We start from the raw sequence: 12,519 nt of genomic DNA, 5'->3' as shown, positions 1-12,519 counted from the left end.
GGTGGGTGTGATGTTCACTCGAGTGCCGCAGCCACTGGCCTACGCCGAAGCCTTGCTGGCGCAGTTCGCCAGCCTGTCGCGGGCGGCGGACGGTGCTGCGTTGCTGGGTGAATTCGTGCGCGGTCTGGCCGAGCTCAGCGGTTGCGAATTGACGCAGCTGTATCTGCTCGACGCCACGCACACTTGCCTGGGGATGAATGCCGAGTGTCTCGGTGGCCAGCTACAACCGCGCGGATCGGCGAGCCTGCCGGCAGACTACAACGGTGAGCAATTGCTGCAGTTTGCTCTGTGCCAGAACCGCGTGGTCTGCCTCAGCGAGTTGAGCGGCAGCGTGCACGAAACCAGTTTCCTGCCGGCGGCGGTTTTGCCGTGGCAGTCGCTGCTGTGTGTGCCGCTGGTCAATCAGCAGAAGTCGGTCGAAGGCTTGCTGCTGTGCGCCAGTCATCGTGACATCGACCTGCAAGGTTTTGCCGATTCCCTTGGGCAACTGGGTTCTTTCGTGCTCGGCCAACTGCATTTGCTGCAACGCCTGCGTCAGCCAACGGGCGATTCGCGGCCAGCCTCGCACAGCGTGCCGAGCGCCAGCGGTTATGGATTGATCGGCAAAAGTCCGGCGATGCGCCAGACCTATTCGCTGATCAGCAAAGTCCTGCACAGCCCGTACACCGTGCTGTTGCGTGGCGAAACCGGCACCGGCAAGGAAGTCGTGGCGCGGGCGATTCACGATTGCGGCCCGCGTCGCTCGCAGGCATTCATCGTGCAGAACTGCGCGGCGTTCCCGGAAAACCTGCTGGAAAGTGAACTGTTCGGCTATCGCAAAGGTGCCTTCACCGGCGCCGACCGTGATCGTGCCGGGCTGTTTGATGCAGCTAACGGCGGCACTTTGTTGCTGGATGAAATCGGCGATATGCCGTTGTCGCTGCAAGCCAAATTGCTCCGCGTGTTGCAGGAAGGCGAGATCCGTCCGCTGGGTTCCAACGACACGCACAAGATCGACGTGCGCATCATCGCCGCCACTCACCGTGATCTGTCGGTGCTGGTCAGCGAGGGAAAATTCCGCGAGGACTTGTACTACCGTCTCGCGCAATTCCCGATCGTACTGCCGGCGCTGCGTCAGCGCGAAGGCGACATTCTCGATCTGGCGCGGCACTTCGCCGACAAGGCTTGCGCGTTTTTGCAGCGTGACCCGGTGCGTTGGTCCGAAGAGGCGCTGGAGCATCTGTCCAGTTACACCTTCCCCGGCAACGTGCGCGAACTCAAAGGTCTGGTCGAACGCGCGGTGTTGTTGTGCGAAGGCGGCGAGTTGCTCGCCGAGCATTTCTCGCTGCACATGGAACCGATGTTCGAGGACAACAGCAGCCTCAATCTGCGCGAACGCATGGAGCAGGTCGAACGCAGTTTGCTGCTCGATTGCCTGCGCAAGAACGACGGCAACCAGACCCTCGCCGCCCGCGAACTGGGCCTGCCCCGGCGCACCCTGCTGTACCGCCTCGGCCGCTTGAACATCAACCTGGGTGACTTCGATGGTTGATCTGAAAACCTATCTGAAGGTGAGCAATTCCCCTGTGGCGAGGGAGCTTGCTCCCGCTCGGCTGCGCAGCAGTCGCAATCGGGGTAACTCGGGTTTCCTGCACCGATCGGATCGCAGGTCTTGGGGCCGCTTCGCAGCCCAGCGGGAGCAAGCTCCCTCGCCACATTGGTTTGGCGCAATGGCTCGATGTAGAGCCTTCGCGCCTCCTTCAAATACTTATTTCAGCGCCGCCCGCAAGGGTCGGCGCTTTGTGCTTTGTCTAGCCCTGGAGACCCTCTGATGTCTGTTCGTCACTGGCACGCCGTCCTGCTGACCCTTGTCGTTCTATGCGGCCTCGGCGGCTGTAGCGGCAATTACAAATTCAACGACAACGATTATCGCCCGTTGGGTGATCCGCAGGCGGTCAATCGCGGCAAGTGACCGCAAGGAGCATCAAACATGGAATTGGTTTTCGAAATGCTGAACACCAAGCAGTTCGTGCCCACCGAGTTGTGCCAGAAGACCTTCAAACAGGCCGGCGGCGTAATCGGGCGGGGCGAGGACTGCGACTGGATCATCCCGGATCGCAAGCGGCATCTGTCCAACCACCACGCGATTGTCAGCTATCGCGAAGGTACGTTCTTCCTGACCGATGCCAGCAGCAACGGGATTCAGGACGGCGGCAGTGGCGCGCGCCTGCACAAGGGCGAACCGGTGCGGATCGAGCACGGCAGCACTTACGTGCTCGGCGACTTCGAGATTCGTGCGCGGCTGGTGCGTGACCCGGCGACCTTCGACGGTGAAGCCGGGCGCCCACGTGCCGCCGGCAGCATCATTCCGGACGACGCGTTTCTGGATCTCGATCCGTTGAATGCCATGGATCAGCAGGAGCGCGTGTACTCGGAAATCGACGAGCTGCTGGCGCCGACGGCCAAACCCGAAGACTCCCGTCAGCGTGCCGACTACGCGCGCATCGACATGGAAAGCCTGATGGTGCCGGAGCTGATCGACGCGCCCGCCGAACCTGCACCCGCGCCGGCGCCGAAAGCCGTCGAGCGTCAGGCCGAAGGTTTCTGGGAGCATTTCGGCGCAGCGCTGGGAGTGAATCTGAAGAACCTCAGCCACGACGAACGCGAAGCCATGGCGCTGAACGCTGCACGTCTGCTGCGCCAAAGCATCGGCGGTTTGCAACAGAGCCTGCGCACCCGTTCCGAGCTGAAAAACGAGCTGCGTCTGGCGCAGACCACCGTGCAAGGCACCAACAAGAATCCGCTGAAATTCGCCGTCGATCCGAGCGAAGCGCTGGACATTCTGTTGCAGCCAAGCAAGCCGGGTCACTTGCCGGCCGAGCAAGCGATATCCCGTGCGTTCCGCGATTTGCAGGCGCATCAGGTAGCACTGCTGACCGCCAGCCGCGCGGCAGTTCGTGGCACGCTGGAGCACTTCTCGCCGCAACAACTGACCCTGCGTTTCGAGCGCGACAACAAGCCTTTACTCGCGACGTCCGGCAGCCGCTGGAGAGCTTACGGCCGTTATCACCAGGCACTGCGTCAGGACGATGACTGGAGCGAACGCCTGTTGGCCCGCGACTTCGCTCAGGCCTACGAAGAACAGATCCGCCTGATCTCCACCCTCCACACCGACCACCAAGGATGATGCGCATGTCTCGCCGCTCGACCGCTTTTATCAAGACGCTGACTGCGCTCACCGTGCTGGTGCTGCTCGCCGGCTGCTCGTCGCTGTCGCCGTACTCGAAAGTGACCAAGCTCAATCTGAAGCTGACCGGTAGCGATCAGCTCAACCCGGATCTCAACGGCCGCCCTTCGCCAATCGTCGTGCGCCTGTTCGAACTCAAGCACCCGGTGACCTTCGAGAACGCTGATTTCTTCAGCCTCTACGAACGCGCCAAGGAATCCTTGAACCCGGATCTGGTGGCCAGTGAAGAAATCGAACTGCGCCCGGGCGAAACCGTAGAGATGAAGCTCAGCGTGGAGGAGGGCAGCCGTTACGTCGGCATCCTCGCCGCCTACCGCGACCTGCCGGAAACCAAGTGGCGCTACACGATCCAGATCACTCCGCTGGAAGCCACCGATGCGGATGTGACGCTGGATCAGGCCGGCATTCGCAACACCCATGAAGTGCTCGCCAAGGCGGATGACTGATCATGAATACCCATAAAGTCATTTGGCAGGAAGGCATGCTGCTGCGTCCGCAGCACTTCCAGCACAACGATCGCTATTACGATCACCAGATGAAAACCCGCACCAAGTTGCTGGGTGGCTACACCTGGGGTTTTCTTAATCTGGAGATCGACCTGCAGTTCCTCAACATGGGCAAACTGGTGATCAGTGGCGCCTCGGGGATTCTGCCGGACGGCAGCCTGTTCGAACTCGGTGGCAACACCGAACCGCTGGCGCTCGACGTGCCGCCGAACACCGGTAACACGCCGATCTATCTGGCGCTGCCATTGGTCACCGGCAACCACATCGAGTCGCGCCGTCCGGAGCAATCCGACGTGCTCGCGCGTTACACCGCGTACGACGCGGAAGTGGCCGACTCCAACGCCGGTGATGATTCCGCCAGCCAGGTCAGCTGCGGCCGCCCGGACTTCAAACTGTTGCTCGGCGAGCAGCAGAGCGATCAGGCTTACGTGAAGCTGAAGATCTGCGACGTGCTCGACACCACGCCCGACGGCGTGATCAGCCTCGATCCGGATTTCGTGCCGACCTACATTCAGGCCCACGCCTCCAGCTATCTGCTGTCGTGCCTGAAAGAAGTGATCAGCATGCTTGGTCACCGTGGTGACACGATTGCCGAGCGCATTCGTTCGAACGGCAAGGTCGGCGGTGCTGAAGTCGGCGACTTCATGATGCTGCAGCTGATCAACCGCACCGAACTGCTGCTGCGCCATTATCTGGGGCTGGAGCAGGTGCATCCGGAAGAGTTGTATCGCACGCTGCTGACCATGCTCGGCGATCTGGCGACCTTCTCCAGCGACAGCAAACGCCCGCGTCTGGACAGCCGCTATTCCCACGCCGATCAGGGCGCAAGCTTCCGCAAACTGATGGAGTCGATCCGTCAGGTGCTGTCGATGGTGCTCGAACAGCACGCCATCGAACTGGTCCTGCAAGCGCGTCAGTACGGCATCATCGTCTCACCGTTGCACGACCACAAACTGCTCGGCTCGGCGTCGTTCGTGCTGGCAGCCAGTGCCAACTGCGACTCCGAAGAACTGCGTCACCGCTTGCCGGCGCACCTCAAGGTCGGCCCGGTGGAGCGCATCCGCCAACTGGTCAACCTGCACTTGCCGGGGATCAAGGTCAAACCGTTGCCGGTGGCCCCGCGGCAGATCGCGTTCCACTCGAACAAAACCTATTTCATCCTCGAACTCAGTTCCGAAGACCTGGCACAACTCGAGCGCTCCGGCGGCTTCGCGTTCCACGTGTCGGGCGAATTTGCCGAGCTTGAACTGAAATTCTGGGCCATCAGGAACTGACCGACATGATCAAGGACATGGAACACAACCAGGACGACAAAACCGTCCTGCTCGACCGTCAGGGCCACGGCCCGGCGTCGAGTCCGCTGACCGACTTCGCCGCGCCGCCGCGATTCGAGCAACTGGAAGAACGCATGATCTACGCCGCGCGCCTGCGCCCGGCCGAAGCGTTCAACATCAGCCTCAATTCGCTGGTGGCCGCGTCGTCCGAACTGCTCTCGGAAGTGGTGCGGCTCAAGCACAGCGAAACCCGCGAAGACCTGTATGCGCTCAACGAGCGCCTAACCGCCGGGCTCAAGCTGTTTGAGGTGCGCGCGCTGCACAATGGCGCCGAAAGCAGCCAGGTGATGGCCGCGCGCTACGTGCTGTGCACCGTGGTCGACGAAGCTGTCGTGACCACGCCGTGGGGCAACGAAAGCGAGTGGTCGCAGATGAGCCTGCTCAGCAGCTTCCACAACGAAACCTTCGGTGGCGAGAAGTTCTTCCAGCTGCTGGATCGCTTGTCGAAAAATCCGGTCAAGCACCTGCCGATGCTCGAGCTGATGTACCTGTGCCTGTCCCTCGGTTTCGAGGGCAAGTATCGGGTGCAGGCACGCGGCATGCTCGAACTCGAAGGCATCCGTGATGCTCTCTACCGGCAGATCCGTCAGTTGCGTGGCGACGTGCCGCGCGAGTTGTCGCCGCACTGGGAAGGCCTGAACGATCAGCGCCGCAGTCTGGTGCGCATCGTGCCGGCGTGGATGGTGGTGCTGTTCACCCTCGTCTGCCTGGTGGTGATGTATTCGGGCTTCGCCTGGGTCTTGGGCGAGCAGCGCGAAACCGTTCTGCAACCATATCAGCCGCTTGATCCGGCCGCGGTTCAGCCGCAGTCGCAGCCGTAAACAGGGACGTGTGATGAAAAAGTTTTTCAAGAAAGTCGGCGCCTTCCTGCGCCAGACCTGGGTCTGGACCTTGCTGCTGGTGCTGTTCGTAGCGCTGCTAGTGTGGTTTGTCGGCCCGCTGTTGGCGGTGAATGACTACAAGTTCTGGGAAGGTGCGACCTCGCGTCTTCTGACCATCAGCGTGCTGTTCCTGATCTGGGGCCTGACCATGGTCTTCGTCAGCTGGCGCGCCGGTGTGCGCAAGAAAGCCGTCGAAGCAACCGAAGATGGCCAGGACCGCATTCGTCGCGAAGAGATGATCGACGAAGAGCAGAAAGAGTTGAAGGCGCGTTTCAAGGACGCCCTGAAAACCCTCAAGACCTCAAGCCTGTATCGCGGGCGCAGCGAGCGCTGGCGCAGTGACTTGCCGTGGTACTTGCTGATCGGTCCGCAGACCAGTGGCAAAACCAGTCTGCTGGACTTCTCCGGTCTGGAATTCCCGATCAACAAGATCGATCGCAAGCTGACCCGCGACACCCTCGGCACCCGTCATTGCGACTGGTACTTCGCCGACCACGGTGTGCTGATCGACACCGCCGGGCGCTACCTGACCCAGCCGGATGCCGAAGTTGACGGCAGCGCCTGGAGCACCTTGCTCGAGCTGTTGCGCAAGCGTCGTCGCGGCCGTCCGTTGAACGGCGTGTTGGTGACCATTCCGGTGGAAGCCCTGCTCGGCGGCAGTGAGCAAGACATCGACACCCTGGCGCGCCAGGTGCGTGCGCGTCTGCAAGACGTGCATCAGAAACTGCACGTCGATGTGCCGGTGTATCTGGTGCTGAGCAAGGCTGACAAGCTGCTGGGCTTCGACGAGTTCTTCGATCAACTGACCCGCGAAGAAAGCGATCAGGTGCTGGGTACCAGTTTCCGCAAGGATCAGGTTGGCACCGACGTGGCTGTGCTGCGCGGCGAGTTCGAAGAGCTGCTGCGTCGCCTCAACAGCCAGGTGATCATGCGCATGCACTCCGAGCGCGATACTCAGCGCCGGGGCCGCATCCTCGACTTCCCGCATCAACTGGGGCAGATCGGTGAGCGTCTGTGCCTGTTCGTCGACATGGCGTTCACCGGCAACCGCTACCAGCGCGCCACGCAGCTGCGCGGTTTCTACCTGACCAGCGCACCGCACCTGACCCAGGAAATGGACGCGACCACCGCCGGCATCGGCGCGAATCTGGGCATGAACGCCGGCGTGCTGCCGACGTTGCGCAGCGGTCGTTCGCGCTTCATCCATCACTTGCTCAGCCGAGTGATTTTCCCGGAAGCCGATCTGGCCGGTCTGGACAAACGCGAGCGCAGCCGCATCCATTGGGGCCAGCGTGCGTTGTACGTCGGCGCACTGGCGGCGCTGGCACTGTTCGGCATGCTCTGGGCGGGTGGTTTCTCGGCCAACTACGAGCGTCTGGAAAACCTGCGCAACCTCGCACAGAACTGGGGTCAGCAGCGTTCGGCACTCACCCCGCGTGATGACGCAATGGGCGTGCTGAAAACCCTCGATACCAGCTACGCCGCGACTCAGGTATTCCCGAAAAAGGGCGACGTTTCGTATCACGAGCGTGGCGGTCTGTATCAGGGTGAAGACGTCAATCCAGTGGTCAAAGTGGCTTACGAGCACGAGCTCGAACAGCAACTGCTGCCACGGGTTGCCACTCAGCTCGAAGGGCAGATCCGCGCCAACATGAAGGATCGTGATCGGCTGATCAACAGCCTGCGCGCGTACCTGATGCTGAACATGAAGGATCGTCGCGACGCCGCCTGGCTCAAGGACTGGATCGCCACTGACTGGTCGCAGCGCTACACCGGCAACACCGCGGTGCAGAACGGTTTGAACACGCATCTCGAGCGTTTGCTGCAGCAGCCGTTTATCTACCCGCTCAACGATCAACTGGTGGCTCAGGCGCGTCAGGTTCTGCGTGCCGAATCGCTGGCGACCGTGGTTTACCGCATGCTCCGCGAGCAGGCGCGCAACCTGCCGGAATACCGTTTCAGCCAACACCTCGGCCCGCAGGGATCGCTGTTTGTCGGCACCGATTACGTGATTCCGGGCTTCTACACCCAGCAGGGGTATCAGCAGTATTTCTCGGTACAGGGTTCGGCGCTGGTTACCGACATCCTGCGTGACAACTGGGTGCTGGGCGAAGGCGCGGGCATCAGCGACATGGACTTGCGTCGCCTGATGGTCGAGCTTGAGCAACTGTACTTCCGCGATTACGCCAACTTCTGGAGCGAGGCCGTTGGCCAGGTGGCATTGCCGCCGATCAACGATGCGGGTGAGGGCGCCGAGCAACTGGCGGGCCTGACTTCGGCCAACTCGCCGGTACTCGCGCTGCTGACTGAAGTGCGTGAAAACACCCGCTTCGAGGCGACTGCAGATCCGGTTGATGAAGCCGGTGATGCCGCTGATGCATTGGCGGGTCAGAAGGGCAAACTGGGTAAAGTGGGCAAACTGGCGTCGGCCGTCGCGGACAAGGCTTCGGCCCTGAACGTGGCGAAAAACCTGCCGGACACCGCCAAGAAATCCCTGCAACGTCGCTTCGAACCGCTGCATCGTCTGCTCGATGAGAACAACGGCCCGGCGGCTGACCTGACGCCGGCGCTGAGCGCGCTCAACGACCTGCAACTGCAACTGGCCAGCCTCGCGCGGTCCAGCTCGCCGGAGCAAGCTGCGTTCGAACTGGCCAAGACCCGCATGAGCGGCCAGCGTGATGCGCTGACCAACCTGCGTAATGCGTCCGGTCGTCTGCCGCGTCCGCTGAGCGTGTGGTTCAACGTGCTGGCCGAAGACTCCTGGCGTCTGGTGCTCAACGATGCTTACCAATACCTGAATGGCCGTTATCAGAACGAGCTGTACAGCGTGTATGGCAAAACCATCAGCAAGCGTTATCCGTTCAGCGCGTCGAGCACCAGCGATGTGGCGATCAGCGATTTCCGCGAGTTCTTCAAGGCTCAAGGCATCGTCGACCGCTTCTTCGACAGCTACATGCGTCCGTTCGTCAGCGGTGATCCGGGCAACTACCGGATGCGCAGCGTCGACGGTCACAGCCTGCCGGTGTCCAAGCTGTACCTCGACCAGATGGCCGCGGCGCAGACCATTCGTCAGAGCTTCTTCTCGATCAACCCGGCCGAGCCGACCGTGCAGTTCAAACTGGAGCCATACACCCTCGATCCGGCGGTCAGCCGTTCCGAGTTCAAGTTCGGCGACAAGACCATGGAATACCGCCACGGTCCGATTCTGCCGATGACCTTCAAATGGCCGACCGATGCTGAAGACGGTCGCACCAGTCTGGTGATGGACAAAATGGCCGGGCGCCCGATCGGCATCGAGAAGAACTCCGGCCCGTGGTCGCTGTTCCGTCTGTTCGACCTGATGCAGACCGAGTACCTGAGCGGTCGCGACGTGCTGGTGCTGAAAGCCGATGTCGGTGGCCTGCGCGCCAACTACCTGCTGACCAGCCAACGCTCGCCGAACCCGTTCGATCTGGGCGTGCTGCGCACCTTCCGTATGCCGGTGCAGCTCTGATGCTGGTGGCCAGCCCTTGGCGCAGCGCGGCGCGCACCGACCCGGGCAAGGTACGGGCGCGCAACGAAGATGCCTTCCTCGACACCCCGCAGCATGGGCTGTGGGTGGTCGCGGACGGCATGGGCGGTCATCAGGGTGGCGACATCGCCAGCCAGTTGATCGTCGCCAGCCTGGCCGAGTTGCCGCAGCACGAGGATTTCGACGAACGCCTCAAAGCCATCCGCCAGTGCCTGCACTGGTTGAACCGGCGTTTGGGGCAGGAGTTGACGGTCACTGCCGGGCGTCACGACAGCATCATGGGCAGCACCGTCGTGGCGTTGCTGGTGGACGGCAATCGCGCGGCCTGTATCTGGGCCGGCGACAGCCGCTGCTATATGTGGCGCGGCCAGCGTCTGTATCAGCTGTCCAAGGACCATTCGCTGCAACAGCAACTGATCGACGAGCAACAAATGAGCGTCGAACAGGCTGCTGCGCACCCGGCGGCCCAGGCATTGACCCGGGCAGTCGGCGCGGCGGAACAACTGACCCTGGATGTGCTGGAACTCGAGGTGTATCCGGGCGATGTGTTCTTGCTGTGCAGCGATGGTCTGTATCAAGGCCTGAGCAGCGACGCCCTCGGCAACGCCCTGAGCCTGACTGCGCCGCATGTGGCGCTGGAACGTCTGTTCGACGGCGCCCTGCGTGGCGCCGCGCGCGACAACCTGACCGCCGTGGTGATCCGCCAATGACTGAAATCGAATCCTCAGTCGATGACTTGATGATGAGTGAAGAGCAGGCCAACAACCTGACCTACTTCGCCTTCGCGCCTATCAACAAAAAGCAGCACAACGCCGAACCCGCGCTGGCGCCCACTCGGGCCAGCGTCGGCGAACTGCCAGATGTCTTGGCAGGCCGCTACCACCTCGAGCGTCTGCTCGGGGCCGGTGGCATGGGGGCCGTTTACCGGGCACGGGATCTGCTGCACGAACAATTCGGCGATCCCGATCCTTACATTGCGCTGAAAATTCTCAGCGAAGAATTTGCCGAGTCGCCGGACGCCAGTGCCTTGCTCTACAGCGAGTTCGCCCTGACCCGACGCCTGCGCCACGACAACGTGCTGCGACCGCACACGTTCGAAGTGGACACCGATTGCCAGCGGGCATTCATCACCATGGAACTCATGCGTGGCCTGACCCTGGACAAATTGCTCTGCGAGCGGCCCCTCGGCCTGCCGTGGAAAGAACTGCGCGACATCGTGCTGCCGCTGCTCGACGCGCTGGCCTACGCCCACCGTCGCGGCGTGCTGCACGGCGACATGAAACCGAGCAACGTCATGCTCAGCGAAGACGGCGTGCGCCTGTTCGACTTCGGTCTCGGGCAAGCCGAGGAGGGCATCCTGCCCGGCCTGCCGCACCTGAGTCGCGAGCGCTTCAACGCCTGGACACCGGGCTACGCCGCCCCCGAACTGCTTGAGGGCCAACCGTTGTCGGCCAGCGCAGACGTGTACGGCGTGGCTTGCGTGATCTTTGAGCTGGCGGGCGGCAAACACCCGTTTCGCCGCTTGCCCTCGACCCAGGCCCGCGATGAGCATCTGGAGCGCGAGCTGCAAGCACCGCAGAATCTACCGAAACACTGTTGGCCAGCGCTGCGTACTGCGCTGGCTTTTGATCCGGCAGAACGCACCATCACTGCCGACCAATTGCGTGACGCCATGGGCGCCACTTCGTCCTGGCTGCAACGTCTGCGACTGCGGGCGTAACGGATGACATTCGAACAGGGAGCACTTTATGTTCAACCCCGCTAACGAAACGCACTTCAGCCTTAAGGTCGAAGACTACGTGGGCGACCTGCAAGTCCTGTCGTTTACCGGCACCGAGGGCATCAGCCAGCCGTATCGCTTCGACCTCGAACTGGTCAGCGAAAACCCCGATCTGGACCTGGAAAAACTCCTGCACAAGCAGGCGTTCCTTGCCCTCGATCCACAAGGCTCGGGCATCCACGGCCAGATCTATCGCGTCGCTCAAGGCGATGCCGGCAAGCGCCTGACCCGCTACAAAGTCTCGCTGGTGCCGCAACTGCAATACCTGCATCACCGCACCAACCAGCGCATCTATCAGCAGATGTCGGCGCCGAAAATCATCGCGCTGATCCTCGACGAACACGGGATCAAGGGCAACGCCTACAGCTTTCAATTGAGCCAGCCGTGCCCGGATCGCGACTACTGCGTGCAGTACGACGAAACCGACCTGCACTTCGTCCAGCGCCTGTGCGAAGAAGAGGGCATTCACTACCACTTCCAGCACAGCGACAAAGGTCATCTGCTGGTGTTCGGCGATGACCAGACCGTGTTTCAGAAACTCGGCCAGCCGACCGCGTATGTGCAAGGCAGTGGCATGGTCGCCGACGAACCGGTGATCAAAAGCTTCAAACTGCGCCTGGAAACGCGCACCGGCCGCATCACCCGCCGCGACTACGACTTCGAAAAACCGCGCCTGCAAATGGAAGCGGCCTACAAACCAGAAACCGCGCCCGACAGCGAAAGCAACGAACCGGATCTGGAAGACTACGACTACCCCGGTCGCTTCATCGACCGCGCGCGTGGCAAATTTCTCAGCCAGCGCGCACTCGAACGTCACCGCGCCGACTACCGCCAGGCCGAAGGTCGCGGCGACCAGACCAAACTGGTCAGCGGCCACTTCATGGAACTGTCCGACCATCCGCGCAGCGAGTGGAACGACCTGTGGCTGCTCACGGAAATCTTCCACGAAGGCAAACAGCCGCAAGTCCTCGAAGAATCGGTGACCAGCGACACCACTGACAACAAAGATGACTTCCACCAGGGCTACCGCAACACCTTCCTCGCCACCCCGTGGGACGTGTTCTACCGCCCGGCGCTGGAACACACCAAACCGCGCGTACTCGGCAGCCAGACCGCCCACGTCACCGGCCCCAAAGGCGAAGAAATCCACTGCGACCAATATGGCCGCATCAAAGTCCAGTTCCACTGGGACCGCGAAGGCCTGGCCGACGACAAAACCAGCTGCTGGCTACGCGTCTCCAGCTCCTGGGCCGGCGACCGCTACGGCGCCATCAGCATCCC

The 12,519-nt window shown here is 62.0% G+C and carries 10 protein-coding genes; all 10 read left to right on the top strand.

Annotated features, from left to right (window positions below):
• Nucleotides 1-10 precede the first annotated feature (10 nt).
• Nucleotides 11-1,531, top strand: a complete 1,521-nt coding sequence (locus ACP7BN_RS08905) for a sigma-54 interaction domain-containing protein (RefSeq protein WP_426203320.1) — start codon at nucleotides 11-13, stop codon at nucleotides 1,529-1,531.
• 279 nt (nucleotides 1,532-1,810) lie between these two features.
• On the top strand, nucleotides 1,811-1,951 hold the full coding sequence (locus tag ACP7BN_RS08900; protein ID WP_003229566.1) for a hypothetical protein: 141 nt from the start codon (nucleotides 1,811-1,813) through the stop codon (nucleotides 1,949-1,951).
• An 18-nt stretch (nucleotides 1,952-1,969) separates the two neighbouring features.
• Nucleotides 1,970-3,166: a type VI secretion system-associated FHA domain protein TagH gene (gene tagH, locus ACP7BN_RS08895; protein ID WP_426203319.1), complete on the top strand. Its 1,197-nt coding sequence runs from the start codon at nucleotides 1,970-1,972 to the stop codon at nucleotides 3,164-3,166.
• Nucleotides 3,167-3,171: 5 nt separating this feature from the next.
• On the top strand, nucleotides 3,172-3,672 hold the full coding sequence (gene tssJ / locus ACP7BN_RS08890) for a type VI secretion system lipoprotein TssJ (protein WP_420649289.1): 501 nt from the start codon (nucleotides 3,172-3,174) through the stop codon (nucleotides 3,670-3,672).
• Nucleotides 3,673-3,674: 2 nt separating this feature from the next.
• Complete coding sequence (tssK, locus tag ACP7BN_RS08885) at nucleotides 3,675-5,006, top strand: type VI secretion system baseplate subunit TssK (RefSeq protein ID WP_420649288.1); 1,332 nt, start codon at nucleotides 3,675-3,677, stop codon at nucleotides 5,004-5,006.
• 5 nt (nucleotides 5,007-5,011) lie between these two features.
• Complete coding sequence (gene icmH, locus ACP7BN_RS08880) at nucleotides 5,012-5,887, top strand: type IVB secretion system protein IcmH/DotU (RefSeq protein WP_426203316.1); 876 nt, start codon at nucleotides 5,012-5,014, stop codon at nucleotides 5,885-5,887.
• A gap of 13 nt (nucleotides 5,888-5,900) precedes the next feature.
• Nucleotides 5,901-9,440, top strand: coding sequence for a type VI secretion system membrane subunit TssM (gene tssM / locus ACP7BN_RS08875; protein WP_426203315.1), 3,540 nt, complete (start codon nucleotides 5,901-5,903; stop codon nucleotides 9,438-9,440).
• The gene (locus ACP7BN_RS08870) at nucleotides 9,440-10,168 is read left to right on the top strand and encodes a PP2C family protein-serine/threonine phosphatase (protein WP_420649286.1); all 729 of its coding nucleotides are present in this window, start codon (nucleotides 9,440-9,442) and stop codon (nucleotides 10,166-10,168) included. Before tssM ends, ACP7BN_RS08870 begins: the two co-directional genes overlap by 1 nt.
• Nucleotides 10,165-11,178 carry a serine/threonine-protein kinase gene (locus tag ACP7BN_RS08865; protein WP_426203313.1) on the top strand — a complete coding sequence of 338 codons (1,014 nt, stop codon included), beginning with the start codon at nucleotides 10,165-10,167 and terminating at the stop codon, nucleotides 11,176-11,178. Before ACP7BN_RS08870 ends, ACP7BN_RS08865 begins: the two co-directional genes overlap by 4 nt.
• A gap of 28 nt (nucleotides 11,179-11,206) precedes the next feature.
• On the top strand, nucleotides 11,207-12,519 hold a 1,313-nt coding region (gene tssI, locus ACP7BN_RS08860; protein WP_426203312.1), incomplete at its 3' end, for a type VI secretion system tip protein TssI/VgrG.

It is taken from the genome of Pseudomonas sp. TWP3-1, from assembly GCF_049896625.1.
Taxonomy (GTDB): Bacteria; Pseudomonadota; Gammaproteobacteria; order Pseudomonadales; family Pseudomonadaceae; genus Aquipseudomonas.
This window is presented reverse-complemented; position numbering and strand designations above follow the sequence as displayed.